The following is a 26,724-nucleotide window of genomic DNA, read 5'->3' on the forward strand; positions in this document are numbered from 1 at the left end:
CCTGTTGTCGGCCCGGTTTCCCCCGGTAGCGCAGCGGCGTCCACGCCCGGGTATCCCCCGGTGCCTTCGACTTTCATCGGCCCGCTGACCACCTGACGCGAGCCAGCCCCTCGCGCCTTCAGCACGGATGTACCACCCACCCCGCAGGAGCGACCCCACATGACGTCGAGCACCGACGCCGCTGCGACCGAGCAGCCGACGCAGGCCCGTCCCGAGCGCGAGCGCCGCGTCCGCCCCGACCGGTCCAACGGTGACGCCCCGGTGGCGCCGCGCGCCCGTACCGGCAAGCCCGTGCGCCGCCGCTCCGAAGGCCAGTGGGCCCTCGGCTACCGCGAGCCGCTCAACCCGAACGAGCAGTCCAAGAAGGACGACAACCCGCTCAACGTCCGCGCGCGCATCGAGAACATCTACGCCAAGGGCGGCTTCGATTCGATCGACAAGGCCGACCTGCGTGGCCGCTTCCGCTGGTGGGGTCTCTACACCCAGCGCGAAGAGGGCTACGACGGCACCTGGACCGACGACGACAACATCGACCTGCTCGAGGCCAAGTACTTCATGATGCGGGTGCGCTGCGACGGCGGCGCGCTCAATGTGGCCCAGCTGCGCACCGTCGGTGGCATCTCCACCGAGTTCGGCCGCGACACCGCCGACCTGTCCGACCGCGAGAACGTCCAGTACCACTGGATCGAGGTCGAGAACGTCCCGGAGATCTGGCGGCGGCTCGAGTCGGTCGGCCTGCACACCACCGAGGCGTGCGGCGACTGCCCGCGTGTCATCCTCGGCTCGCCGCTGGCGGGCGAGTCGCTCGACGAGATCATCGACCCGACCCCGGCCGTGGACGAGATCGTCAAGCGCTACATCGGGAAGAAGGAGTACTCCAACCTTCCCCGCAAGTTCAAGACCGCCATCTCGGGCCAGCAGGACGTGGTGCACGAGATCAACGACGTCGCCTTCATCGGCGTGAACCACCCCGAGCACGGGCCGGGCCTCGACCTCTGGGTCGGCGGCGGCCTGTCCACCAATCCGATGCTGGCCCAGCGGGTCGGCGCGTGGATTCCGCTCGACGAGGTGCCCGATGTGTGGGAGGGCGTGGTCTCGGTGTTCCGGGACTACGGCTACCGCCGGCTACGCACCAAGGCCCGCCTGAAGTTCCTGATCAAGGACTGGGGCATCGAGAAGTTCCGCCAGGTGCTCGAGGACGAGTACCTGAAGCGCAAGCTGATCGACGGCCCCGCGCCGGAGCAGCCGGACAAGCCGATCGATCACGTCGGCGTGCAGAAGCTGCGCAACGGCCTCAACGCCGTGGGCTTCTCCCCCATCGCGGGCCGCGTCTCGGGCACCATCCTGAGCAAGGTCGCCGACGCCGCCGAGAAGTACGGTTCGGATCGCATCCGCTTCACCCCGTACCAGAAGCTGATCATCCTCGACATCGCCGACGACCAGGTCGACGCGCTGATCGACGAGCTGGAACCGCTGGGCCTGCAGGCCCGTCCGTCGATCTGGCGGCGAAACCTGCTCGCGTGCAGTGGCATCGAGTTCTGCAAGCTCTCCTTCGTCGAGACCCGCAAGCGCTCGCAGGTGCTGGCGCCGGAGCTCGAGCAGCGCCTGGCCGACATCAACGCCCAGCTCGACGTGCCGATCACCATCAACATCAACGGCTGCCCGAACTCGTGCGGCCGCTCCCAGATCGCCGACATCGGCTTCAAGGGCCAGCTCGTCGACGACGGCTCCGGGAATCAGGTCGAGGGCTTCCAGGTTCACCTGGGTGGCAGCCTCGGCCTGGATTCCGGATTCGGCCGCAAGCTGCGTCAGCACAAGGTCACCAGCGTGGAGCTCGGCGACTACATCGAACGCGTCGTGCGCAATTTCGTGAAGAACCGGGAAGCCGGCGAACGCTTCGCGGTGTGGGCCGTGCGCGCCGATGAGGCCGACCTCCGATAGGCGATGAGGAGATCCCCCCAGTGACAACGAATCTCGCGACGAAACTGTCCGAAGACGAGCTGCGCGCGCTCGCCGAGCAGGGCGCGGCCGAACTCGGCCCCGACGCCTCGGCCGCCGAGCTGATCGCCTGGACCGACCGCACCTTCGGCACCGGCTACATCGTCGCGTCGAACATGCAGGACGGCGTGCTGGTGCATCTGGCCGCGCAGACCCGGCCCGGCGTGGACGTGCTGTTCCTCGACACCGGTTACCACTTCGCCGAGACCATGGGCACCCGGGACGCGGTGGAGGCCGTGTACGGGGTGAACGTGGTCAATGTGCGGCCCGAGCACAGCGTCGCCGAGCAGGACGAACTGCTGGGCAAGGATCTGTTCGCGCGCGACGCGGGCGAATGCTGCCGGTTGCGCAAGGTGGTGCCGTTGACGAAGTCGCTGGCGGGCTACAACGCCTGGATCACCGGTATCCGCCGGGTGGAGGCCCCCACCCGCGCCAACGCGCCGCTGATCACCTTCGACGAAGCTTTCGGACTGGTGAAGATCAACCCGATCGCACCGTGGTCCGACGACGAGATGCAGGCCTACATCGAGGCCAATGGCATTCTCGTCAATCCCCTGGTGGAGGAGGGTTACCCGTCCATCGGCTGCGCGCCGTGCACGCGCAAGCCCGAGCCGGGGTCCGATCCGCGCAGTGGCCGCTGGGCCGGCCTCGCCAAGACCGAGTGCGGATTGCACCAATCATGACCGTCACCACCTCTGGGAGTGAGCCTGTGAGTACCCACACCACCGAACGCGAGCTCGGCCTGACCGAGTTCGACACCCTCGCGGCGCTGGAATCCGAGGCGATCCACATCTTCCGTGAGGTCGCCGGCGAGTTCGAGCGGCCGGTGATCCTGTTCTCCGGCGGCAAGGACTCCACGGTCCTGTTGCACCTGGCGCTCAAGGCCTTCTGGCCCGCGCCGCTGCCGTTCGCGCTGCTGCACGTGGACACCGGGCACAACCTCGACGAGGTGCTCGAGTTCCGCGACAAGGTGGTCGAGAAGTACGGCCTGCGCCTGCACGTGGCCTCGGTGGAGGAGTACCTGGCCGACGGTCGTCTCACCGAGCGTCCCGACGGCATCCGCAACCCGCTGCAGACCGTCCCGCTGCTCGACGCCATCACCGAGCACCGCTTCGACGCGGTCTTCGGCGGCGGCCGCCGCGACGAGGAACGTTCGCGCGCCAAGGAGCGGATCTTCTCGCTGCGCAACGCCTTCGGCCAGTGGGACCCCAAGCGTCAGCGTCCCGAGCTGTGGAACCTCTACAACGGCAAGCACGCCCCGGGTGAGCACGTGCGCGTGTTCCCGCTGAGCAACTGGACCGAGCTCGACATCTGGCGCTACATCGCCCGCGAGGACATCGACCTGGCCAGCATCTACTACGCCCACGAGCGCCCGGTGTACCAGCGCGACGGCATGTGGATGACCCCCGGCGTGTGGGGCGGCCCGAACGAGACCGAGGTCCTCGAGACCCGTTCGGTGCGTTACCGCACCGTCGGCGACGGTTCCACCACCGGCGCCATCATCTCCGACGCCGCCGACAACGAGGCCATCCTGGCCGAGGTCGCCGCGTCCCGACTGACCGAACGTGGTGCGACCCGTGGCGACGACCGCGTGTCCGAGGCCGCCATGGAAGACCGCAAGCGAGAGGGTTATTTCTGATGTCCGACCTATTGAGGCTGGCCACCGCCGGTTCTGTCGACGACGGCAAGTCCACTCTGGTCGGACGCCTGCTCTACGACACGAAGTCCGTGCTGGCCGATCAGATCGACGCGGTCACCCGCGCTTCGGTCGACAAGGGTCTGTCCACCCCGGACCTGTCGTTGCTCGTCGACGGCCTGCGCGCCGAGCGTGAGCAGGGCATCACCATCGACGTGGCCTACCGCTACTTCGCCACGCCGAAGCGTTCGTTCGTGCTGGCCGACACCCCCGGCCACGTGCAGTACACCCGCAACACGGTCTCCGGCGCGTCCACCGCGCAGCTGGTGATCCTGCTGGTGGACGCGCGCAAGGGTGTCATCGAGCAGACCCGCCGCCACGCTGCCGTGCTGGCGCTGCTGGGCGTGCCGCGCCTGGTGCTGGCCGTGAACAAGATCGACCTGGTCGACAATCCGGCCGAGGTGTTCGCCGAGATCTCCGCCGAGTTCGGCACCCTCACCGCGAAGCTGGGCTGGGCCGAGTCCGACGTGCTCGAGATCCCGGTCTCGGCGCTGCACGGCGACAATATCGCCAGCCGTTCGGCGAACACCCCGTACTACGACGGTCCCTCGCTGATCGAGCACCTGGAGTCGGTGCCGGTGGACGCGGATTCGACCGGCGCGCACGCCATCGGCCTGCGTTTCCCGGTGCAGTACGTGATCCGCCCGCGCACCGCCGAGTACCCCGACTACCGCGGGTACGCCGGCCAGATCGCGGCGGGCTCGGTCTCCCCCGGTGACGAGATCGTGGTGTTGCCCTCGGGCAAGCGCACCACCGTCGAGCGGGTCGACACTCCCGACGGTGAGCTGGCGGTCGCCCAGGTGGGCCGCAGCGTGACGCTGCTGCTGGCCGACGAGGTCGACATCTCGCGCGGCGACATCATCGCCTCGCCCGCCGACGCGCCGGAGCCGATCGACACCTTCGACGCCACGGTCTGCTGGCTCGGCGACAAGGCGCTGCGCCCCGGCGCGCGCCTGCTGCTCAAGCACGGCACCAAGACCACTCAGGCGATCGTCGGCGCGCTCGTGGAGCGCTTCGACGAGCAGACCCTGACCGCGCAGGAGAGCCCGGAGTCGCTGGAGCTCAACGACATCGGCCGGGTCTCGCTGCGCCTGGCCGAGCCGATCCCGGCCGACGACTACCGCACCAACCGGCACACGGGGTCGTTCCTGCTGATCGACCCCGCGGGCGGCAACACTCTGGCCGCGGGTCTGGTCGGCGATGTGCTGACCTCCGTCGAGGTCGGTACCGCGGTCTGATGACGCACACGCTCGCCCCGCTGCGCGGCCCCCTCGGGGTGCCGCGCGGCGGTGGCGGGCCCGCGTTGCTGGCGGTCGCGCACGGCAGCCGTGATCCGCGGTCGGCGGCGACGATGGCGGCGGTGGTCGCCGATGTCGCGGCCGCGCGGCCCGAGCTCACGGTCCGGCTGGCCTTCCTCGATCTCAGCGCCCCGTCGGTGGAGCAGGTCGCCGACGATCTCGCCGCCCAGGGTCACCGCGAGGTGATCGTGGTTCCCCTGTTGCTGGGCAACGCTTTTCACGCGCGGGTCGATCTGCCCGCGCTGCTGGCCGAGGTGACCCGGCGTCATCCCCGGCTGCGCCTGACCCAGGCCGAGGTCCTCGGCCCCGATCCGCTGCTCATCGCGGCGCTGGGTGATCGCGTCGCCGCCGCCGGACATCCCGAACGCGACCGGTCCACACTCGACATGCGGCCCGGCGTGGCGGTGGCGGCGGTGGGCTCGAGCGATGCGGCGGCCAACCGGCGGACCGCCGCTGTCGCGCGCAGGCTGGCAGCGCTGACCGGCCTGCGCACCGAGATCTGCTTCGCGACAGTCGAACCCAGCATCAACCTCGCCGTCGACCGATTGCGTGCCCGTGGCTCCGCGCGAATCGTGGTCGCCCCGTGGTTCCTGGCACCCGGATTGCTCACCGACCGGCTGCTCGCCGCCGCGCCCGGGATCACCCACGCGGAGGTCATCGGCGCCCACACCGGCCTGACCGAGGTGATCTGGGCGCGCTTCGACACCGCCGTCGCCGCGGACCTCGAACTCTCGGCCTGACTCCGTCACCGTTCACCCCGGTCTCCGAGCCGGATTCGACTCGGTCGACGTTCGACGTCCACGCCCTGCCCGGGGGCACATCGACGTCGCCATCCGTGCCGAAGAACTGGCCGCCCTCCTCGCCGACCTGACCTGAGTTCCGGCGATCCCGATACCGGTGACCTACCTCACAAGCCCTCACCTCTTTACTGCATACCCCCAGGGGGTATATGTTCGTGACAACGCAAACGGCACAGAGGGGCGAAGACGATGACCATCCACACCGGCCACCACCACGAGCACACCGCCGGGCACGATGCCCACGCCGGCCACGATGCCGGGACTCCGGGTGGCTTGCAGATCACCCAGGACGGGTACACGCTCGATCTCGACACCGCGATCGTCGAGCCGGGTGAGATCGACTTCCGGTTCCGGATTCTGGGGCCGGACGGGGCGCCGGTGACGGAGTTCGACCAGCTCCACGACCGCGAGCTGCATCTGATCGTGGCGCGACGGGAGCTCACCGGGTTCTGGCATGTCCATCCGCGCCGCGAGGCCGACGGCACCTGGGCCATCAGACTGAACCTGCCCGAGGCGGGCGCCTACCGCGTGTTCACCGACATCGCGCCGCGCGCACTCGGGCGCACCCTCACCCTCGGTGCCGATCTCGCCGTCGCGGGACACTATGCGCCGCAACCGGTCCCGGCGGTGAACCGAACGGCCACGGTGGACGGCTACGAGGTCACCGTCGACGGCGAGCTGCGCGCCGAGGGCGAGCTGCTCACCCTGACCGTCCACAAGGACGGCGCGCCCGTCACCGATCTACAGCCCTACCTGGCCGCCTTCGGCCATCTCGTGATCCTGCGCGCCGGCGACCTCGCCTACGTGCACGTCCACCCCACCGGCGAACCCGGCGACGGCATCACCCCACCCGGACCCGAGATCACCTTCCACACCGCAGTTCCCGGTCCCGGCACCTACCGCCTGTTCCTCGACTTCCGCCACGACGACACCGTCCGCACCGCCGCTTTCACCCTCACCACCGAAACCCCGAACCCACACCGGCACACCCACCATCACTGACCCGCGATCCCTCGTGTCCGACAGCGAACAACTCGCACCCCGGGCCGCGACCGACACGCCGACCGGCGCCGTAACCCACGGGTTGCGGCGCCGTCGTCGTCTCCTCACCCCGCGAGCAGCCGACCGGCGATCACGCGCGCCGCTTCGACGCGGGCCGAATCACCCACCTGCCGGGCGATATTGGCGGCGCTCACCACCGCGTCGAGTTCGAAGACCAACTGTCCGGGGTCGGCGCCGGGGAAGTCGCCGAGATCCTGAGCCTTGCCGACCTCGGTGGTCAGCAGGGCCAGCCATTCGTCGCGGTCGGCGACCACGGCGTCGCGGACCGCGCCCTGTTTGCTGCTGAACTCGGCCAGGGTGGCGACGCGGAAGCAGCCGCCGGGGAAGGGCGGGTTCTCGATGTGGGCGAACCAGCGCTCGATGAGGGTGCGGATGCGGCCGAGGCCGGCGGGTTCGCGCAGGCTCGGGGCGATCACCCGCTCGACGAACACGTCGCGGGCGGCCCGTACGGCAGCGAGCTGGAGTGCTTCCTTCGTGCCGAACAGGGTCGCGATGCCGCTCTTGCTGATGCCGAGGTCGGTGGCGAGCATGCCGATGCTGATGCCGTCGAGGCCCTCGACGGAGGCGAGTTCGGCGGCGCGACGGGCGATGCTCGCCCTGGCACGCGCGCCCTTGGCCAGTCGCTGGTCGCCGGGCTCGGTCAGCTGGGTCATGGACTCCATTGTTCCACCGCCTCTTGCCTGAATGCACGATCGGTCGTACTTTTATTTACGAACGATCGTACGTTCTTATTTCTCCCGCGAAGGAACTTCTCCATGACCGACGTCTCCGCTCGGCCCCTCCCACCACCGGACACCGCCGCGCGCCGCACCCTGGCCGTCGCCGCGGGTGCCGCGTTCATCGCCTTTCTCGATCTGTCGGTGGTGAATATCGCGTTCCCGTCCATCGCCACCTCCTACCCCGGCACCGCGACCAGCACGCTGACCTGGATCGTCAGTGGTTACGCCGTCGCCTTCGCCGCGCTGCTCACCCCGGCGGGCAGGCTCGCCGACGTGCTCGGCAGGCGCAAGTTGTTCGCGCTGGCACTGGCGGGTTTCGCCCTCACCTCGCTGCTGTGCGGGCTCGCGCCGGGCGCGGGCTGGCTCATCGCCGGGCGCGTGCTGCAAGGCATGACGGCGGCGTTCATGGTCCCCGCCGCGCTGGCGCTCGTACTCGCGGCGACGCCGAGGGACAAGATCGGCAGCGCCATCGCGGTGTGGACAGCCGCGGGTGGGTTCGCCGCGGTGGTCGGGCCCGCCGTCGGCGGCGCGCTGGTCGAGAGTCTGGGCTGGCGGGCGGTGTTCCTGGTGAATGTGCCGGTGGCGCTGGCGCTGATCGTGCCCGGACTGCGCCTGCCCGGCAAGGACGAGCGCCGCACGAGCGCGCTGCCCGACCCGGTGGGCACACTCGCGGTGGCGCTGGGTCTCGGTGCCGTCGTCGCGGCGGTCACCGAGGGGCAGAGCTGGGGGTGGACGGCACCCGGGACCCTCGCCGCGCTGCTGGGCGGCACCGCGCTCGTGGCATTCGCGCTGCTGCGCTCACGGCGTCATCCCGAGCCCGCGGTGGCCGTCGGGCTGTGGCGCAGCAGACAATTCGCGCTCGCCAATGCCGGGTCGTTCCTGTTCACCGCGTCGATGTTCGCCTGGCTGCTGGCCGGGCCGATGTTCCTGGACGCGCTCTGGGGCTACTCGGTGCTCGAATCGGCGGCGGCGCTCACCGTGGGCGCGGCGGCGTCGATGGTGACCTCGGTGCTCGTCGGCCGGGTCACCAGCGCCCGGGGACGGCGCTGGTCCGGAGTGGTGGGCGCGCTGCTGTACACGGCCGCGCTGGTCTGGATGAGCACCGACGCGTTCGGTCCCGATCCGGCTCTGTGGTCGGCCTGGGTGCCCGCCGGGCTGCTCGGTGGCGGCGGGATCGGCATCGTGGTCACCGTGCTCGGCACCGCGGCGGCGAGCGCGCTGCCCCCGCACCAGTTCGCGGTCGGGATCGGGATGAACGTGACCTCGCGGCAGGTGGGCGGCGCCCTCGGCATCGCCGTGCTCGCCGCGGTCTTCACCGCGATCCCCGACGACACCCTGCGCGCCTTCCACAGTCTCTTCGCCCTGTGCGCGGCGATCGGCATCGCCGTCGCCCTGCTGCTCGCCCTGCCGTCGCTGACCGGCGGCCGAATCCAGGAGTCCTGAAATGTCTTCCACCACACCACTGTCGAGCCCCTTCACCGAAGCCGACGACCCACTGCTGCTCGCCCCGGACCGTGCGATCGCCGCACTCCGTGACGCGCCCTGGCAGCGGTTCGCCGTGCTGGGCGACTCCATCGCCGCGGGCACCGGCGACTCCAGCCCCGGGTATGCGCCCGGCGGCTGGGCCGACCGGGTCGCCGCCACCCTGTCGGCGGTGAATCCCGCACTCGTCTACCGCAATACCGGACGGGTCGGTGCCACCAGTGCGCAGGTGCGGCGGCATCAACTACCCGAGATCCTGGAGTTCACACCGGACCTCGTGCATATCAGCTGCGGTGGCAACGATCTGTTCGAGGCGGGCGGCGATCCGAACCGGTTGCGGGACAACCTCTCCGCGATCTTCGCGACCCTGGCCGACACCGGTGCCCAGCTGTCGACCTTCACGGTGGCCGATGTGTGGACCATCGAACGCATGGCGCCGATGCGTGCGATGCGCCCGCGCATGGCCCAGATGAACGCCGTGATCCGCGCGGTGGCAGCGGAATTCGATGCCGTGCTCACCGAGTTCTGGGACCATCCGGTGCGGCTGCGGCCCGAGCTGATGAGCGCCGATCTCATCCACTTCACGACCAGCGGGCACGCGGTGGTGGCGAGCGAGGTCGTCCGGGCACTGGCCGCCCGGCTCGAACGCGGCTGACCGCGGTTCGCACCGCGGATGTGGCCGGGGTACAGGGCTTCTCGTAGCGGTTGCCCCGGTCACGAGGGCTCAGCCGTTTCCCTCGACCAGCTCCCGGCCGAGGGCGACGAGCTCGGCCCTGATCTCCGGTGGATCGATCACCTCGACATCGGCGCCCCAGCCCGCGAGCTGACGGGCGACCATCTTCGGGGTGTCGGCGGTGATGTAGGCGCGGACCCGGCCGTCGGCGGCGGGGCCGAGCAGGGTGCAGTGGCGGCCCTGCTGGTCGGCCAGGATCGGGGCCAGCGCGGCGGAGACGAGCACGGTGGCGGTGGCCGCCGAACGCCGTTGCTCCATGCGGGTGACGATGCCCGACCACGCCGCGCGGAGGTCGAAATCGGCGGGACGGTCGAAGGTTTCGTCCAGGACTTCGACGGTGCCGATACGGTCGAGACGGAAGGTCCGGCTGCCGCGATCGGTACCGGCGATCAGGTACCAGCGCGTGTCCTTGTCCACCAGGCCCCACGGATCGACGGTGCGAGTGGTGCGGGTACCGGCGCGTTCGTAGTCGATGCGCACCCGGCGCCGGGCCACCACCGCGCGTTCGAGGTCGGGCAGCGTCGGTGGCCGGGCGGCATCGGGGCGGCCCCAGCGGGCGGGGTCCACGACGACCGCGTCGGCGGCCGCCGCGGCGTCGGCGCGGAAGGTCTGTGGGAGGGCGCGGACGAGTTTGCGCAGCGCCGATTTCAGCTCCGGGGCGGCCTCGGCGGCCGGGCCCGCCAGCAGGAACAGGGCCCGGGTCTCGCCCGCCGTCAGTCCGGACAGGTCGGTGCGGGCGCCGCCGATCAGTGACCAGCCTCCACCGCGACCCGCCTGCGGATACACCGGGATGCCCGCCGCCGACAGAGCCTCGAGATCGCGGCGGGCGGTGGCCACCGACACCTCCAGTTCGGTGGCGATCTCGGCCGCCGTCACCCGGCCGCGCGCCTGCATCAACAGCAGGGTGGCCACCAATCTGTCCGCTCGCATACTCGGAGATTCTGCCGGGAAAAGTGATCATTCGGTGAGCACTTTGCCTGGCAATCTGGTTCGCATCACATCGACTACCGAGGAGCCCCGATGCTGCGCGGAATGGCCACCACCACCTACTACGCCGACGATCTCGCCGCCGCCAAGGACTGGTACACCGAGTTTCTCGGCCTCGCCCCGTACTACGAGGTGCCGGGCGGCTACTACGAGTTCCGGGTGGGCCCGATGCAGGCCGAGCTGGGCCTCATCAACCGCGCCTACGCCCCGGCGGGCGCGCACCACGCACCCGGTGGCGGCGGCGTGGTGTTCTGGCACGTCGACGATCTGGCGGCCACCTTCGCCCGGCTGCTCGACCTCGGCGCGACCGAATACGAGCCGATCACTCAGCGCGGTGACGGCGCCGGATTCGCGACCGCGGCGGTGATCGACCCGTTCGGCAATGTCCTCGGGATCATGACCAACCCGCACTTCGTCGCGATGACGGCTGCCGCCGCGACCGGCGAGCGCGGTTAGCCGAACCAGCGTTCGAGGACGGTGGCGACACCGTCCTCGGCGACACCGCCGGTCACCTCGTCGGCCAGGGCGAGCACGGCATCGGGTGATCCGGCCATCGCCACCGAATGCGCTGCCCAGCGCAGCATCTCGCGATCGTTGAAGCCGTCGCCGATCGCGAGCGTCGCGTCCGGGGCCACGCCGAGGGTGCGCCGGAGCCGTTCCAGCGCCCAGCCTTTGGACACCCCGCGCCGCGACACGGTGAGCCACGGACCGTATTCGCCGTGCACCCAGGACGCGTCGGGCACCTCCAGGCTCGCGAGCCTGCCCAGCATGTCCTCCACCGAACCGGCGGGCCACCAGCCGTTGAGCCGGGGTGTCGGTTCGCTGCTCAGCATCCGGTGGTCGACGAGCTGGAACTCACCGATCGAGAACTCCCCCGGACCCTGCCCCGTCGCCCAGGTGCCCACCCCGACCCGCTCGGCCGCGAAGACCATCTCCGGGAACAACGCGAGCAGCGCGAGAACCGCGGGCGCGGGATCGAACGATTGCACCGCCACCGGATGGCCCCCGGCAACATCGACGTGCACGGCTCCGTTGGAGCACAACGCATGTCCCTCGGTGAGCCCGAGTTCGCGCAGCACCGGACGGGTGGTGAGCACCGTGCGTCCGGTGGTCACCACCACGTGTGCCCCCGCCGCCACCGCCGCCCGCACCGCCGCGATCACGCGCTCGCGCACCGCGAACCCCGAATCCAGCAGAGTCCCATCCACATCGAGCGCGATCAGCTTCGGCGCTCCCCCACGTTCAGCCACCACCCCATTGTGCCCGCCCCCACCGACACATACCTTCCCTTTCAACCCTTCGACCAGCCCACTCCCACCCCACCCCAACCGGTTTCGACCGCACCGCTGGGTGTGGTCCGCAGCGACGTTCCCATCGGCATCCCGTCGACCGATCTCGGTGGCCGCCCATCCTCGAGTCGACGGTGAGCCCTCGGGGACAGCAGCCGTGGCGTGCCCTGCGGGTCGGCCGCAGGCTCAACTCGGTTGCGCCCGGCACTTCGACCGCAGGCCCAACCCGGCAGCGCCCGGCAGTTCAGCTGCACATCCAACTGGATTGCGGGCAGGCCAAGTTCGGGGCCGAATCGCGTGGTGGGGCCGCAGCGGGTCAGCGGCGAGAACCGCCGCCACCACCGCCGCCGCCTCCACCACCTGCGCCTCCACCACCGCCTACGCCGCCACCCTTCGAGCCGCCGGAGGAAGCGCCGCCCTTCGAGCCGCTGGATGATGCTCCGCCGCCGGCGGACGGGCCACCCTTCGAGGATCCGCCGGAGGAGCTGTCCGAGGCGCCGCTGGATGCGCCACCACCCGAAGCGCCCCCGCCGGACGCACCGCCACCGCCCGAGGTGTTGCCACCCGACGCACCGCCACCACCCGCGGTGTTGCCACCACCCGAAGCACCACCGCCGGACGCGCCGTTGCCACCACCTGAGGCGCCGCCACCTCCAGACGCACCGCCACCCGAGGCACCCCCGCCACCGGAGGAATCGCCGCCTCCGCCACCGCCCGAGGCACCGCCACCACCGCCCGAGGCACCCCCACCGCCGCCCGAGGCACCGCCACCTCCAGAGGAGTCGCCGCCTCCGCCGGACGCGCCACCACCCGAAGCACCCCCTCCACCGTTCCCGCCGGACGCCCCACCACCGGAGGCGCCGCCGCCCGAGGCTCCACCGGCACCACCCGACGCACCGCCGGAGCCGTCGCCGCCGGACGCGCCTCCCCCGCCGGCTGATCCACCGTCGGACCCGCCACCGCTGGGAGTCGAGCCGCCGGACGCACCGCCGTCACCTGCTCCCCCACCGGACGCGCCGCCCGGGGACGACCCCGCGCCACCCGTCGAAGCACCACCACCGGTCGAGCCTCCCCCGGTGGAACCATCCCCGGTTCCACCGGGAGAAGTGTGGCCGGGATCGGAAGGCCCTGTGCCCGGCGAGGTTCCGGGGTGTGAGGTGCCGATGTCACCGGGCAGGCCGCTGCCGGGAGTCGACGGGCCGTCGGAGGGAGTGCCGGGGGTCGAGGAGCCGGGGCCGGTCGGCGTGCCGGGGATCGACGGGGTGCCCGGGCCCGTGATCGGACCGGGGCCGGAGATCGGGCCGGGTTCCGATGGGGTGCCGGGCTTGGTGCCGGGCTTGGTGCCGGGCTTGGGGGCCGTGCGATCCGCGAACGGCAGCGGGTTGATGAAGCGCGCGGGGTCGCCGTAGGTGGTGCGGGCCAGCAGGGGTGAGCGGCATTCGTTGCTCGCGTCCTGGTGGCCGGAGTTGCCGCGCTCGCCGCCGGCGACCGTCTTGCCGGGCGTTTCGCCCGCGCCGAGGAACATCTCGTAGGCGGTGCGGGCGGCCACGGTCGCCCCGGCGACGCCGACGCGGCCGGTGGCCGGGTCGATCGCGCCGAGCAAGCCGGAGGTGCGGGCGGCGACGAGGTCCGCACTCATGTCGTAGAGCAGCGCCTCGGCGGGGGCGCCGAGTGCGGGGAAACGGTCGAGTACCGGGGTCAGGCCCGGGTCGAAGGGGCTGCCGAACACCGTCATCGCCGACATGGCCAGCGCGGAAACCACGGCGGCGCTGGAGAACACGGCCACGTGCGGTCCGGCGCCGGTGTTCGGTTGTTCGGGCGCGAAGGTCCGGGCGGCCAGGGCGGCGGCGCCCGAGGCGATGACCTGCGCCGGATCGGCCACGGTGACCAGCGGAACGCCGAGTTCGGCCAGGGTGCCCGCGACTTCGGGTGCCCGGGTGGCACCACCGACGACCAGGATCCGCGACAGATCCGCCAGGCGCAGGCCCGCGCCCGCTACGGTCTTGCTGACCAGAGGGAAGGTGTCGCGAATGTGCTCACCGCGCAACGCGTCGATGTTCACCATCGAGGTGAGCGTCTGGGCGTGCCTGCCGCCGCGCGGTTCACCCGCGTAGCGAGCGATCATCTCCCCCAGCGGCTTTCCGCCGAAGTCGGTGGAGCGCACCGGCGCACCCACCATCGGATGATGCGGCCAGTCCGGCCCGACGCGCAGCACCGTGAGGTCCAGGCTGGTGGCGCCGAGATCGTAGACGAGCACGAATCCCGGTTCCAGCGGCCCGTTCTCGACCTCGAGCCATTCGGCCGCGGCCACCGGCTCGGGCACGAGCAGCACCTGGCCCGCCCCCGCCAGGTGTAGCGCCTGGCCGAGCAGCGACACCTGTTTGTCGGTGTACACCGCCGGATAGGTGAGCACGATGCCCGCCGCCGGATCGGCCAGCTCGATGAGCCCGGTGACCACCGCGGCGATCAGGTTGGTCGCCGAGTAGAAGCGTCCGCCGATCACCATCGGCTCCGGATCACGGCTCAGGTCGGCGAAATCGGTGATCGCCGAGGCGAAGTCGTTGATCGCGCCGATGCGGGGCCTGCCCGCGTCGTCGAAAGTGAGTGCGGTGCGCCGTGTTCGCACCGCGGGTTTGGCCGCATCTTCGGCGACCACCGCCGAGATCGCATTGACCGCACCGATACTCAAGCCCAGACCTCTGGTCATGTATTTGCTATCCCGTCAACGCACCGTGACCACGTCCAGCACGCGAGCGCACCATGTGGCCGCGGTCGTCTTCCAAACAGCTCGCACAGATTAGCTGCGCCATGACCGAATTGCTGCGCGATTGATACGAAAGACGGGACTTTAGACCCTAGTTAGCGGATCAATGCAGGTGAGCAGGCATGCGGACGACCGTCCAGTCCCCTCGACGCGATGGAATCGCCTGACAGACTCCGAGATTCAGCTACTCGCGAGTAATCAACTGACGCGTCGCCGAAATACAATCCCCGGGTTTGTTTCGACCGAATTCGAATGCACTTACCGACCGGTAATCAATTCATTTGATGGCGACAGGATTTCATCGCCGCCGAATTGCGAAGCCGTGGCGAGTAGTACACGCCGCTTTCCCATGACACGTCAATGCCACGACGGATACCCGCCAGCACGCCACCCCCGACACCCGTTGACTCGAAGCACGGAGGTCCCGAGCGGGCCCCCGGACACAGAGGCATAGAAGGGAATACGAATGTCCACTCGTTTCGCAGACCAGGTCGTGATCGTCACCGGGGCCGGGTCCGGCATCGGCCGGGCGTTGGCACTGCGCATCGCCGCCGAGGGCGCGGCCGTGGTGCTGGGATCGCGCGGCAAGGATCAGGGCGAGCGGGTCGCCGAGGAGATCCGGCAGGCGGGTGGACGGGCGCTGTTCGTCCCGACCGACGTCACCGTCGACGCCGATGTCGCCCGGCTCACCCAGGCCGCGCTGACCGAGTACGGCAGGCTCGACGCCGCCTTCAACAACGCCGGGGCTCTCACCGCGTCGGGCTCGATCGCCGAGATCGATGACGACGGCTGGCGGCGCGAACTGGATCTGAGCCTGACCGGTGTGTTCCACGGGATGCGGCATCAAGTGCCTGCGATCATCGCCTCCGGCGGTGGCGTGATCCTCAACAACGCCTCGAACCTCGGCGTCGTCGGGATGGCCTCGGTGGCGCCGTATGTGGCGGCCAAGCACGGCGTGGTCGGGCTGACCAGGTCGGTGGCGCTGGAGACCGCGGCGGCGGGGGTTCGGGTGAACGCGCTGATCTCGGGGGCGGTCGACACCCCGGCCTTCCGGTCCTCGATGGGCGCCACCGACGAGGGCGCGGCCGCCGTGGCGGCGCTGCACCCGCTCGGACGGATCGCGCAGCCCGCGGAGATCGCGGCACTGTGCGCGTTCCTGCTCAGCGACGAGGCCTCGTTCGTCACCGGCGCGGCGGTCGCGGTGGACGGTGGGTTCACCGCGCAGTGACCCGCGCACGACGAAGGCCCGCCACGTCGTCCCAGTGGACGTGGCGGGCCTCGGTCGTGAACGTCAGCCGCGGGCGAGCAGGCGCTTGAGCGAACTCGTGCGCGGGGCCGCGGCTCCACCGGCGCGCGCCTGGGGTCGGCGGGCGCGTACCAGTCGGTCGAACTCCTGCGCGTCGCGGACCGGCTCGCGCAGTGTGCCCGCGTTGAAGTCCGCGGCCAGCTGCTGCACGGTCTCCTGCGCGCAGGACTTGTTGGTGCCGATGAAACCGGTGGGACCACGCTTGATCCAGCCGGTCACGTACGTGCCGGGCACCACCTCGCCGCCGGGGGCGGACAGGACGCGGCCCTGCGCGTTCGGGATGACACCGCGCGCGTCGTCGAAGGGCAGATCCTTGGTCGGCACGCCGCGGTAGCCGACCGAGGTGAGCACCACGCCCGCCTCGAGCAGATCGATCTCACCGGTCGGCACGGCACTGGTGCGGCCCGACTCGTCGGCGACCAGCTCGTTGCGCTCGACCCGCACACCGGTCACCGTGTCGGTGCCGACGATCTCCACCGGCGAGGACAGGTAACGGAACACGATGCGCCGACGCTCACCGAACGGCCGCTGCGCGACGCTGTGCAGCAGGCGCAGCTTCTGCTCGACCTTGTACGGCAGATCCGCGGTGACCTCGGGCAGCTCGCCGTCGATCGCGATGTCGATGTCGGCGGCCAGCAGGCCGACGAACTCGGGCACCGTGAACGCCGACTCGGCCGGGCCACGACGGCCCAGGATCACGACCTCCTCGACCTTGCTCTCACGCAACGCCTTCAGCGCGTAGGGCGCGATGTCGGTGTTGGCCAGGGTGGCCGGATCGACGGTGAGGATGCGGGCCACGTCGAGAGCGACATTGCCGTTGCCGACGATCACCACTCGCTTCTGATCCAGGTCGAACTCGTCGTCGGCGTGGTCGGGATGGCCGTTGTACCAGGCGACGAAGTCGGTGGCGGAGACGTTGCCCGGCAGGCCCTCACCCGGGATGCCCAGCTTGCGGTCCGCGGACGCGCCCACCGCGTAGATCACGCCGTGGAAGTGCTCGAGCAGCTCGGCGTGGGTGATGTGCTTGCCGATCTCCACGTCGAGATAGGTCGAGAAATCGTCCTGCCCGGACATGATGTCGAACAGGTCGGCGACCTTGCGGGTGCGCTTGTGATCCGGCGCGACCCCGAGCCGGGCCAGGCCGTAGGCCTGCGGCAACCGGTCGAACATGGTGACCGAGACGCCGGCCTGGGTGAGCAGCTCGTCGGCGGCGTACATCGCCGACGGGCCGGAGCCGACCACCGCGACCCGCAGCGCCGCGCGCCGGGTGTCGATGGCGGGCGGCATCACCGGGCGGGCCAGCGTCGGCCGGTCCCGCTGCACGCGGTAGAAATCCGCGTTGATCTCGATGAACGGCTTCTGCTCGTGGGTCAGCTTCTTCGACGAGGTGATCGCGTCGACGGGGCAGGCCGTGGCGCAGGCGCCACAGTCCACACACGCCGCCGGATCGACGTAGAGCATCTCCGCGGTCAGGAAGTCCGGCTCGTCCGGCGTCGGGTGGATGCAGTTGACCGGGCAGGCGTAAACGCACGAGGCGTCGCTACAGCACGACTGCGTGACGACATAAGGCATGGGTGACCGAGCCTCAGGCCACTGCGTGCTTGACAGAGCGCTTGGGCTCCGAGCGGTACCGGCTCGACGGACCGTCGATGCCCAGCAGCTTCCAGACCCGCTTGGCGACCGGGTTCATCAGGCCGACCTCATCGGCGAGCGCGCGCACGTCGATGAAGTAGTCGGCGAAGACCTGCTTGGCCTCCTTGGAGCCGTAGAACAGCTCCTTGCGCACCTCGGCGGGCATGTCGAACTGCTTGAAGAAGGACTTCGGCGGCGTCGCGATGGCGCGTCCGAGGATGAACATGATCGTCGGCATCGCGATCGAGAGCACGAACTTGTTGAACGGCCGCTGAGCGGGCACGTTCTTCTTCAGGAACTCGTGCGCGAAGGAGATGTGGCGGGCTTCCTCGGCCACGTGGATCGCCATCACACCGCGCATGATCGGGTGGATGTCGTCACCCGAGCGCAGGATGTCCTTCTGGATGTGGTCGATCGGCTCCTCGCCGGCGAGCACGGCCATGAAGAACAGGTTCGGCATCAGCGCGCCGACCGGGGCGGCCAGGTGGCGCAGCTGACGCACGAGCGGGTTCATGCCCGGCACGTCGGCGACCCGGTTGACCATCTCCTGGAACATCAGGGTGTGGTTGTGCTCTTCGATCATCTCGTGCGAGCAGTACCGGAATTCCGGGTCGTTGTTCTTCAGATTGAAGATGTGCTGCATCATGCCGATGATCAGGATGGCCTCGAACTGCAGGCCGACCTTGGCCACGTTGGCCTGGCGGACCTTGCCGATCTCGATCTTCACGTCCTGCGGCAGCGACTGGTACCACGGGTGGCGGCCGATGGGATCGGCCGAGGTGACCAGGATCCAGCGCTCGGGCTTGTAATCAGGGTCGAACTCGGGGTTGTCCCAGTCGATGTCCTCGAACGGGTCGAAGTGGCGGTCGACCGATGCCTCGGACAGCATCAGCAACTTCTCGGCGTACGCCTGAGCCTCCGCGACTACGGGATCGACGTCAGGGGTGGTGGGCGCAGACATCGTCGTCACTGCCTCTCCTCAAGGGACGTTTACTGTTTCCAATAGTTACACCTACGAGGAGTCACGTCAACTCTGCCGACGTCTCGAATCGGTGCCTTCGGCGCGTCGAAACCGCCCCCGAAAAAGCTACTCACCAGTAAAAATGCTTCTACCTGTGACACTGCGTCATGCACAGTCGTGCGCAATGCGGGGCGAGACGGCGAAAATTGCTTCCGGCCGAGCGCGTCGCACCGGGAAATGGACCGCCGGTACCGGTTAACCTGCGCCGATTCCGCGCCGACCGGGTCGCGGACACGACAGAGGCCCCGCGACGCGATGTCGGCGGGGCCTCTGGGCGGCGGTCGGGTGGATCAGCTCTGCGGCAGATCCGGGATCCGGGTGGCGCGGGCGTAGACCGTCTCGCCCTCGGTCAGCCGCAACGCCGCAGCATCGCCGCGGGTCACCTGGGCGGCGAACTGGTCACCGGTGGCCGCGTTGCGCAGCTCCAGGCGCACCTCGAAGCCCAGGCGCACGATGCGCTCCACGGTGGCCCGGGTGACCCCGGCCGATTCCGCGGTGCCCTCGTGCTCGGCCATCGCCATGCTCGGGTCACGCCCGATGCGGATGTCGTGCGGACGCACCAGGTGGCCGTTGAGCCGGGCCACCGCGCCGAGGAACGACATCACGAACTCGTTGGCAGGCCGGTCGTAGACGTCCTCCGGGGTGCCGACCTGCTCGATGCGGCCCTTGTTCATCACCGCGATCCGGTCGGCGACGTCGAGGGCTTCCTCCTGGTCGTGGGTGACCAGCACGGTGGTCACGTGGACCTCCTCGTGCAGCCTGCGCAGCCAGGTCCGCAGATCGGTGCGCACCTTGGCGTCGAGCGCGCCGAACGGCTCGTCGAGCAGCAGCACCTGCGGGTCCACCGCCAGCGCGCGGGCCAGCGCCATGCGCTGACGCTGACCGCCGGACAGCTGCGCCGGGTAGCGGTGCTGGAAACCGTCGAGCCCGACGATGCCGAGCAGTTCGTCGACGCGCTTGTCGATCTCCTTCTTCGGCCGCTTGCGGATGGTCAGGCCGAAGGCGACGTTGTCACGCACGGTCATGTGCTTGAACGCCGCGTAGTGCTGGAACACGAAGCCGATGTCGCGCTTCTGCGGCGCCACATGGGTGACGTCGTTGCCCGCGATCCGCACGATGCCCGAGTCCAGCGACTCCAGGCCCGCGATCGAGCGCAGCAGCGTGGACTTGCCGGAACCGGACGGGCCGAGCAGGGCGGTGAGCTCGCCGGAGGTGATGTCGATGCTGACATCGTCGAGAGCGGCGAAGGAACCGTAGTTCTTGCGCGCGTTGGTCACGGTGATCATTCGGTGCCCCGCTTGCGTTCGAGGAGAGTCATCAGGAGGAGTACGACCAGGGCCATACCCATGAGCAGGGTGGCCGCGCTGTAGGCGCCGAAGGTGTTGTGGTCGTCGATGTAGCGCCCGTGTACCAGCAGCGTCAGCGTCTGCGACTTGCCCGGCATGGCGGTCGAGACCATGATCACCGCGCCGAACTCGCCGAGCGCGCGGGCCACGGTGAGCACCACGCCGTAGGTCAGGCCCCAGCGGATCGCGGGCAGGGTGATGCGCCAGAAGGTCTGCCAGCCGGAGGCGCCGAGGGTGGCCGCGGCCTGTTCCTGGTCGTCGCCGATCTCGTGCAGTACCGGTTCCACCTCGCGTACCACGAACGGCAGCGTGACGAAGATGGTCGCGATGACCATGCCGGGCAGGCTGAAGATCACCTTGAACCCGAGGTTCTCCAGACCGCCGAACCAGCCGCCGGCGCCCCACAGCAGGATCAGTGAGACACCGACCACCACCGGCGATACCGCGAAGGGCAGGTCGACGATGCCCTGCAACAGACTGCGCCCGGGGAACTTGCTGCGCACCAGGGCCAGCGCGGTGACCACACCGAACACCACGTTCAACGGCACCACGATGGCCACGATGATCATCGACAGCTGGAACGCCGAGATCGCCGCGGGCGTGGTGATCTGATCGATGAACGCCCCGATCCCGTTCTCGAAGGTGCGCAGCAGGATGATCACCAGCGGCAGCACCAGCAGGATTCCCAGATACCCCAGTGCGATCGTGCGCAGCGAGAGCCGGGTCAACAGCGACAGTTTCATCGGGCGGCCTCTTCCTTGCGCGCGGTCCGCTCGGCCAGCAGGCGCAGCACGAGCAGGCTCACGAAGGAGATCACCAGCAGCGCCACCGAGACCGCCGCGGCGTTGATCGGCCGGTCGACCTCGATCTGCTGCTGGATGTACTGCGAGGTCATCTGGGTCTCGCGCGGGATGTTGCCGCCGATGAGCACCACCGAGCCGTACTCGCCGATCGCGCGGGCGAAGGCCAGGCCGCCGCCGGAGATGATCGCCGGGGTCAGCGTGGGCAGCACGATGCGGCGGAAGGTGACCCAGTTGCTCGCGCCCAGCGACAGCGCCGCCTGCTCCACTTCCCGGTCGACCTCGATGAGCACCGGCTGCACCGAGCGCACCACGAACGGCAGCGTGACGAAGGCCAGCGCGACGATCAGGCCGGGCTGGGAGGCGTTGAGATGGATGTCGATCGGGCTGTTCGGGCCGTAGAGCGAGAGCAGCACGATCGAGGCGACGATGGTCGGCAGCGCGAAGGGCAGGTCGATCAGCGCGTTGACGATGCCCTTACCGGGGAATTCGTCACGCACCAGCACCCACGCGATGAGCGTGCCCATCACCACGTTGACGATCGCGACCACCACCGAGACGGTGATGGTGATGCGCAGCGAGTCCAGCGCCGCGGGCGCGGTGACCGCGTCCCAGAAGCCGGACCAGCCGTCCTCGAAGGAGCTGACGGTCAGCGCCGCCAGCGGCAGCAGCACGATGACGCTGAGCCACAGCACGGCGACGCCGATGCCGATCGGGCCCACCGAGCCGGTCACCCGCAGCCACGACCGGCGGCGGCGCGTCGGCGGGACGGCGGTCGGTTTTTCGGGTTCTGTGGCATCGCCGGGATCGAGAGTGTCCTCGATCCCGGCGTGCCCACTGCTGTCAGTCACAGTTGTCCAGTATCGCGTGTGGGCTGGGTCACGCTCTACCTGGTGGCCTGGTCGTAAATCACCGCGACCTTGCCGGTGTCCTGGGCGAACAGTTCCTTGTCGACGGACTTCCAGCCACCCAGGTCGTCGATGGTCCACAGCTTGGTCGGCTGCGGGAAGTCGGCGGCGAACTCGGCGGCGACCTTCGGGTCGACCGGGCGGAAGCCGGCCCGGGCCCAGGCCTTCTGGCCCTCGGGGGTGAACAGGAAGTCGCGGAACGCGGTGGCCTTGGCCGGGTTCTTGGCGTTCTTGAGCACCGCGACCGGGTTCTCGATCTTGAAGGTGATCGGCGGGTTGATGTGCTCGATCGGGTCGCCGTTGCGCTCGGAGAAGATGGCCTCGTTCTCGTAGCTCAGCAGCACGTCACCGGTGCCCTGCAGGAAGGTCTCGGTGGCCTCGCGGCCCGACTTCGGCTGCACCTTGACGTGCTCGGGCGAGATCAGCTGCGACAGGTAGTCCAGACCGGCCTGCGGGTTCTTGCCGCCCTCGCTCTTGGCCGCGTACGGCGCGAGCAGGTTCCACTTGGCCGAGCCCGAGCTGAACGGGTTCGGGGTGACGACCTCGACACCGGGCTCGAGCAGGTCGTCCCAGTCCTTGATGCCCTTGGGGTTGCCCTTGCGCACCACCAGGGTGACGACCGAGCCGAACGGGATGCCCTTGCTCGCGTCGGCGTTCCAGGTGGACTCGACCAGGCCCGCGTCGACCAGGCGGGTGATGTCGGGCTCGACCGAGAAGTTCACGACGTCGGCCTCGGCGCCGTCCTTGACCTTGCGCGACTGGTCGCCGGAGGCACCGTAGGAGGCCTGCACCTGCACGCCCTTGCCCGCCTCGGACTTGTTGAACTCGGGCACGACCTTGTCGAAGCCCGGCTTGGGCACGGCGTAGGCGTAGAGGTTGATGGTCCCTCCGCTGCCGTCGGCGGTCGACTCGCCGTCGACCGAATCGCTGGCGCCGCCGCCGCAGGCGGTCAGGGCGACCGCGGCGACAGCAGTGAGAGCGACAGCGGCCGCGCGACGGCGCGAACCGATCCAGGTGTTGCGAGACATCGGGGTGAACCTTTCGGAAAGGACCTGCCCGGCAACGTCGTTCGTCGCGGGGAGGACTTGCACATGTCGATCGGTAGACCTGCCGCGCGGTGGATACGCGGCAGTTGGCGCGACTCGGGCCTGCTGGCCCCCGGAGTTCGGACTACGACTGCGAAAGGAAAAGCGCGCGCCAGTCTACTGGGCAGGAACGCGCAGACGTGTCCGGTGGCCGATCATCGACAGAGGATGTCCGCGACCGCGAGGTTGCCGACAGCGATCAACGCCAGTTCATGGCGGATCTGCGGGGCGACACTCGACGACACAGGCAGACTGTAGCAGATTGCGACATGATGATTCGAATCGACGAGAGTTCCACACCGAGGGGGGATTTCGAACCATGACCATGGCACCTGACCGGATCCGCGTGCGTTTGCCGGAAATCAGCACGCGGGCTTGGGAACACCCGGCCGACCGCACCGCACTGGTGGCGCTGCGCTCGCTCAGCGGCTTCGACACCGTGCTGCGGGCGCTGTCGGGACTGCTGCGCGAACGTCAGCACCGGCTGCTGTACCTGGCGACGGCGGTGCGCGTCGACGAGCGCCAGTTCCGCACCCTGCACGAGCTGCGCGCGGACTGTGTCGACGTGCTCGACGCGGCGAGCACGCCGGAGATGTTCGTGCTGCAGGACCCGTCGGTGAACGCCCTCACCATCGGGATGGACAAGCCGTTCATCGTCGTCACCACCGGCCTGCTCGAACTGATGGACACCGAGGAACTGCGTTTCGTCATCGGCCACGAGCTGGGCCACGCGCTGTCCGGGCACGCGGTGTACCGCACGATGCTCATGCACCTGATGCGGCTGTCGGCCTCGGTGGGCTGGATGCCCGTCGGCGGCTGGGCGCTGCGGGCGATCGTGGCGGCGCTGATGGAGTGGAGCCGCAAGTCCGAACTGTCGGGCGACCGGGCGGGGCTGCTGTGCTGCCAGGACGTGGAGGCTTCGGTGCGGGTGCACATGAAGACCGCCGGTGGCGCGTGGCTGCACGAGATGAACCACGGCGCCTTCCTCGACCAGGCCGACGACTACCTGCGCTCGGGTGACCTGCGCGACGGCGTGCTCAAGCTGCTCAACCTGGAACTGCAGTCGCATCCGTTCTCGGTGCTGCGCGCCGCCGAACTGCGCCGCTGGATCCAGTCCGGCGAGTACGACCGGGTCATCGGCGGCGCCTACCCGCGCCGCGAGCACGACAAGAACGCCCGCATCAGCGACGAGGTGAAGAACGCCGCGCGCAGCTACCGCGAGAGCTTCGACCAGTCCGAGGACCTGCTGGTGCGCACCGTGCGCGACCTGGGCCGCGATGTCGGCTCGGCGGTGAACACGGTCGGCCAGGAAGTCGGCCGCACGGTCGCCGACCTGGGCAAACGCTTCGACGACTGGCGCAAGAACTAGCGCGGGCGCGCCGTCATCACCGCGTGAAGAACCAGGCGATGATCACCAGGACCAGGAGGCCGACGAGCGCGAGCTGAACGCGGGAGCGGGGCATCAGCGGGCCCCGCTTCCGACGGTCGGGCGGGCGGGCGCGGGCATCGGGCCGACCGCGGGCGGCTCGACGCTGTCGTCGCGGCGCAGCACGCGGAAGATCGCGCGCAGGGTCCGGTCGAGCAGGAAGGCGATGGCGAAGCTGATCGGGACCATGCCCACCAGGACGACCAGGAACTGCGGAATGAACGGCAGTCCGGCCACCCAGAGCTCGAAACCGTCCCACCAACCTGCGATGCTGTGCACGCCGCCAGCCTAGCCGCCGCGCCCGCGTTGACCCTGATCGTGCTGGTCACGGAACGACAACCGGCCGGTCGTCCCGGTGGACGGGGCGTGCGCCTGCCGTGATGATGGGGTGATGGCGTCCACCGACGATCCGGCCCCGGCCGATCTGCTGCCCATCCTGAGCCCGGTGTCCAGCAGTGGCCGCCGTGGCGCGTTCCCCCCGATCGACGACTACGCCTTCCTGTCCGACTGCGAGACCAACTGCCTGATCGCCAGCAGCGGCTCGGTGGAGTGGATGTGTGTCCCGCGCCCGGACTCCCCCAGCGTGTTCGGCGCGATCCTGGACCGCAGCGCCGGGCACTTCCGGATCGGCCCGTACGGCAAGAACGTGCCCGCCGCGCGCCGGTATCTGCCGGGCGGGATGATCCTGGAGACCACCTGGCAGACCGAGACGGGCTGGCTGATCGTGCGCGACGCGCTGGTGCTCGGGCCGTGGCACAACAACGACCAGCGCTCACGCACCTATCGCCGCACGCCGATGGACTGGGACGCCGAACACATCCTGTTGCGCACGGTGAAGTGTGTCAGCGGGACGGTCGAGCTGGAGATGAGCTGCCAGCCCTCCTTCGACTACCACCAGGGCGGCACCGAGTGGGAGTACACCGGCAAGGTCTACGAGCAGGCCACCGCGCGGGCGACCGGAACACCGGAGTCGAGCCCCACGCTGGTGCTCACGACCGATCTGCGGCTGGGCCTGGAGGGCAGGGAGGCGCGGGCCCGCACCAGGATGGCGGAAGGCGATCAGGTGTTCGTCGCGCTCACCTGGTCGGAGCTGCCCGCCCCGGCCACCTTCGAGGAGGCCGCCGAGAAGATGTGGGCCACCACCGAGAGCTGGCGCCGCTGGATCACCCAGGGCGATTTCCCCGATCATCCGTGGCGCAACTATCTGCAGCGCAGCGCGCTCACCCTCAAGGGCCTGACCTACGCGCCCACCGGCGCGCTGCTGGCCGCCGCCACCACCTCGCTGCCGGAAACCCCCGGCGGCGCGCGCAACTGGGACTACCGCTACACCTGGGTGCGCGACGCGAGCTTCGCACTGTGGGGCCTGTACACCCTGGGTCTGGACCGCGAGGCCAACGATTTCTTCGCCTTCCTCGACGACGTGACGACCGGCGAGAACGGTGACGCGCTCCCGCTGCAGGTGCTCTACGGCATCGGCGGTGAGCGCCGCATCACCGAGTACGAGGTGCCGAGCATGTCCGGTTACGACGGCGCGCTCCCGGTGCGCGTCGGCAACGCCGCCTACGACCAGGACCAGCACGACATCTGGGGCACCATGCTCGACGCGGTGTACCTGCACGTGAAATCGCGGGGTCAGGTGCCGGAGAACCTGTGGCCGCTGCTGGAACGCACCGTGCACGCCGCGATCGCCAACTGGCGCGAACCCGATCGCGGCATCTGGGAGGTGCGTGGCGAACCGCAGCACTTCACCTCCTCCAAGATCATGTGCTGGGTGGCGCTGGATCGCGGCGCCCGGCTGGCGCTGCTGCACGGGCAGCAGGCGCGCGCGGCGGAATGGTTCGACATCGCCGAGCAGATCCGCGAGGACGTGCTCGCCCACGGCGTGAACGACGAGGGCGTGTTCACCCAGACCTACGGCGGCGACACCCTCGACGCCTCGCTGCTGCTGGCCGTGCTCACCCGGTTCCTGCCGCCCGAGGACCACCGCATCCGCGCCACCGTGCTGGCCATCGCGACCCGGCTCACCATCAACGGTTTGGTGCTGCGCTACCGCACCGACACCACCGACGACGGGCTGACCGGCGAGGAGGGCACCTTCACCATCTGCTCGTTCTGGCTGGTGTCGGCGCTGGTGGAGATCGGCGAACTCGAACGCGCCACGCATCTGTGCGAGCGGCTGCTCGGCCTGTCGAGCCCGCTGCGGCTCTACGCCGAGGAGATCGATTCCCGCACGGGCAGGCACCTGGGCAACTTCCCGCAGGCGTTCACCCATCTGGCCCTGATCAACGCGGTGACCCACGTGATCCGGGCCGAGGATTCGCGCAACGCCGGCCAGTTCCAGCCCGCGCACACCCCGCCGATGCGGTCGTGAC

The 26,724-nt window shown here is 69.6% G+C and carries 24 protein-coding genes; 12 read left to right on the forward strand and 12 right to left on the reverse strand.

The features are described 5' to 3' along the window. Positions 1-159 precede the first annotated feature (159 nt). From ACWEMY_RS01790 to ACWEMY_RS01815, 6 genes are all read left to right on the forward strand, one after another. Positions 160-1,941 carry a nitrite/sulfite reductase gene (locus ACWEMY_RS01790; RefSeq protein WP_375936293.1) on the forward strand — a complete coding sequence of 594 codons (1,782 nt, stop codon included), beginning with the start codon at positions 160-162 and terminating at the stop codon, positions 1,939-1,941. A gap of 20 nt (positions 1,942-1,961) precedes the next feature. After that, positions 1,962-2,681 carry a phosphoadenylyl-sulfate reductase gene (locus ACWEMY_RS01795; RefSeq protein ID WP_452388449.1) on the forward strand — a complete coding sequence of 240 codons (720 nt, stop codon included), beginning with the start codon at positions 1,962-1,964 and terminating at the stop codon, positions 2,679-2,681. Beyond that, positions 2,678-3,637 carry a sulfate adenylyltransferase subunit CysD gene (gene cysD, locus ACWEMY_RS01800; RefSeq protein ID WP_452388450.1) on the forward strand — a complete coding sequence of 320 codons (960 nt, stop codon included), beginning with the start codon at positions 2,678-2,680 and terminating at the stop codon, positions 3,635-3,637. The genes ACWEMY_RS01795 and cysD overlap by 4 nt, the downstream gene beginning before the upstream one ends. Beyond that, positions 3,637-4,932 carry a sulfate adenylyltransferase subunit 1 gene (locus ACWEMY_RS01805; RefSeq protein ID WP_452388451.1) on the forward strand — a complete coding sequence of 432 codons (1,296 nt, stop codon included), beginning with the start codon at positions 3,637-3,639 and terminating at the stop codon, positions 4,930-4,932. The genes cysD and ACWEMY_RS01805 overlap by 1 nt, the downstream gene beginning before the upstream one ends. Beyond that, positions 4,932-5,732 carry a sirohydrochlorin chelatase gene (locus ACWEMY_RS01810; RefSeq protein WP_452388452.1) on the forward strand — a complete coding sequence of 267 codons (801 nt, stop codon included), beginning with the start codon at positions 4,932-4,934 and terminating at the stop codon, positions 5,730-5,732. The genes ACWEMY_RS01805 and ACWEMY_RS01810 overlap by 1 nt, the downstream gene beginning before the upstream one ends. Positions 5,733-5,981: 249 nt before the next feature. Beyond that, positions 5,982-6,794: a hypothetical protein gene (locus tag ACWEMY_RS01815; RefSeq protein WP_452388453.1), complete on the forward strand. Its 813-nt coding sequence runs from the start codon at positions 5,982-5,984 to the stop codon at positions 6,792-6,794. A gap of 104 nt (positions 6,795-6,898) precedes the next feature. On the opposite strand, the gene ACWEMY_RS01820 is transcribed toward ACWEMY_RS01815, so the two are convergent. Then, positions 6,899-7,507 (reverse strand): TetR/AcrR family transcriptional regulator, encoded by a 609-nt coding sequence (locus tag ACWEMY_RS01820; RefSeq protein ID WP_452388454.1) that lies wholly within the window; start codon positions 7,505-7,507, stop codon positions 6,899-6,901. A 102-nt stretch (positions 7,508-7,609) separates the two neighbouring features. Here ACWEMY_RS01820 and ACWEMY_RS01825 point away from each other — a divergent pair, with 102 nt between their 5' ends. Next, entirely contained in the window at positions 7,610-9,016 is a 1,407-nt protein-coding gene (locus ACWEMY_RS01825) for an MFS transporter (protein WP_452388455.1), read from the forward strand. Position 9,017: 1 nt separating this feature from the next. Next, positions 9,018-9,710 carry an SGNH/GDSL hydrolase family protein gene (locus ACWEMY_RS01830; RefSeq protein WP_452388456.1) on the forward strand — a complete coding sequence of 231 codons (693 nt, stop codon included), beginning with the start codon at positions 9,018-9,020 and terminating at the stop codon, positions 9,708-9,710. 69 nt (positions 9,711-9,779) lie between these two features. Here the strand turns inward: ACWEMY_RS01830 and ACWEMY_RS01835 are convergent, their stop codons facing one another. Further along, positions 9,780-10,718 (reverse strand): helix-turn-helix transcriptional regulator, encoded by a 939-nt coding sequence (locus ACWEMY_RS01835; protein ID WP_452388457.1) that lies wholly within the window; start codon positions 10,716-10,718, stop codon positions 9,780-9,782. Positions 10,719-10,808: 90 nt separating this feature from the next. Between ACWEMY_RS01835 and ACWEMY_RS01840 the strand changes: the two genes are divergently transcribed. Beyond that, on the forward strand, positions 10,809-11,231 hold the full coding sequence (locus ACWEMY_RS01840) for a VOC family protein (protein ID WP_452388458.1): 423 nt from the start codon (positions 10,809-10,811) through the stop codon (positions 11,229-11,231). On the opposite strand, the gene ACWEMY_RS01845 is transcribed toward ACWEMY_RS01840, so the two are convergent. Both ACWEMY_RS01845 and ACWEMY_RS01850 read right to left on the reverse strand, forming a co-directional pair. After that, a complete protein-coding gene (locus ACWEMY_RS01845) occupies positions 11,228-12,025 on the reverse strand; it encodes an HAD family hydrolase (protein WP_452388459.1) in 798 nt (265 codons plus the stop codon). The two genes, ACWEMY_RS01840 and ACWEMY_RS01845, sit on opposite strands and share 4 nt — an antisense overlap. 355 nt (positions 12,026-12,380) lie before the next feature. Next, positions 12,381-14,771, reverse strand: a complete 2,391-nt coding sequence (locus tag ACWEMY_RS01850) for an Hsp70 family protein (protein ID WP_452388460.1) — start codon at positions 14,769-14,771, stop codon at positions 12,381-12,383. A gap of 523 nt (positions 14,772-15,294) precedes the next feature. On the opposite strand from ACWEMY_RS01850, the gene ACWEMY_RS01855 reads away from it, so the two are divergent. Beyond that, a complete protein-coding gene (locus ACWEMY_RS01855) occupies positions 15,295-16,056 on the forward strand; it encodes an SDR family NAD(P)-dependent oxidoreductase (protein WP_452388461.1) in 762 nt (253 codons plus the stop codon). Positions 16,057-16,119: 63 nt separating this feature from the next. Here the strand turns inward: ACWEMY_RS01855 and ACWEMY_RS01860 are convergent, their stop codons facing one another. The 7 genes from ACWEMY_RS01860 to ACWEMY_RS01890 all read right to left on the reverse strand — a co-directional run bounded on the left by ACWEMY_RS01860 (position 16,120) and on the right by ACWEMY_RS01890 (position 23,171). Further along, complete coding sequence (locus tag ACWEMY_RS01860) at positions 16,120-17,706, reverse strand: FAD-dependent oxidoreductase (protein ID WP_452388462.1); 1,587 nt, start codon at positions 17,704-17,706, stop codon at positions 16,120-16,122. A 13-nt stretch (positions 17,707-17,719) separates the two neighbouring features. After that, complete coding sequence (locus ACWEMY_RS01865) at positions 17,720-18,736, reverse strand: AurF N-oxygenase family protein (RefSeq protein ID WP_452388463.1); 1,017 nt, start codon at positions 18,734-18,736, stop codon at positions 17,720-17,722. A gap of 341 nt (positions 18,737-19,077) precedes the next feature. Beyond that, positions 19,078-20,073 (reverse strand): sulfate/molybdate ABC transporter ATP-binding protein, encoded by a 996-nt coding sequence (locus ACWEMY_RS01870; protein ID WP_375936338.1) that lies wholly within the window; start codon positions 20,071-20,073, stop codon positions 19,078-19,080. Next, a complete protein-coding gene (cysW, locus tag ACWEMY_RS01875) occupies positions 20,070-20,876 on the reverse strand; it encodes a sulfate ABC transporter permease subunit CysW (protein ID WP_452388464.1) in 807 nt (268 codons plus the stop codon). Before cysW ends, ACWEMY_RS01870 begins: the two co-directional genes overlap by 4 nt. Next, on the reverse strand, positions 20,873-21,757 hold the full coding sequence (cysT, locus tag ACWEMY_RS01880) for a sulfate ABC transporter permease subunit CysT (protein ID WP_452388503.1): 885 nt from the start codon (positions 21,755-21,757) through the stop codon (positions 20,873-20,875). Before cysT ends, cysW begins: the two co-directional genes overlap by 4 nt. A gap of 62 nt (positions 21,758-21,819) precedes the next feature. Then, positions 21,820-22,869 (reverse strand): sulfate ABC transporter substrate-binding protein, encoded by a 1,050-nt coding sequence (locus ACWEMY_RS01885; protein ID WP_452388465.1) that lies wholly within the window; start codon positions 22,867-22,869, stop codon positions 21,820-21,822. Positions 22,870-23,081: 212 nt separating this feature from the next. Beyond that, positions 23,082-23,171, reverse strand: a complete 90-nt coding sequence (locus ACWEMY_RS01890; protein WP_019045829.1) for an Ms4533A family Cys-rich leader peptide — start codon at positions 23,169-23,171, stop codon at positions 23,082-23,084. A 74-nt stretch (positions 23,172-23,245) separates the two neighbouring features. On the opposite strand from ACWEMY_RS01890, the gene ACWEMY_RS01895 reads away from it, so the two are divergent. After that, entirely contained in the window at positions 23,246-24,295 is a 1,050-nt protein-coding gene (locus ACWEMY_RS01895) for a M48 family metallopeptidase (protein WP_452388466.1), read from the forward strand. A 93-nt stretch (positions 24,296-24,388) separates the two neighbouring features. Here the strand turns inward: ACWEMY_RS01895 and ACWEMY_RS01900 are convergent, their stop codons facing one another. After that, the gene (locus ACWEMY_RS01900) at positions 24,389-24,631 is read right to left on the reverse strand and encodes a hypothetical protein (RefSeq protein WP_375936351.1); all 243 of its coding nucleotides are present in this window, start codon (positions 24,629-24,631) and stop codon (positions 24,389-24,391) included. A gap of 112 nt (positions 24,632-24,743) precedes the next feature. Between ACWEMY_RS01900 and ACWEMY_RS01905 the strand changes: the two genes are divergently transcribed. Next, entirely contained in the window at positions 24,744-26,723 is a 1,980-nt protein-coding gene (locus tag ACWEMY_RS01905) for a glycoside hydrolase family 15 protein (protein WP_452388467.1), read from the forward strand. The last annotated feature ends 1 nt before the right edge of the window (position 26,724 follow it).

It is taken from the genome of Nocardia sp. NPDC004415, assembly GCF_053602435.1.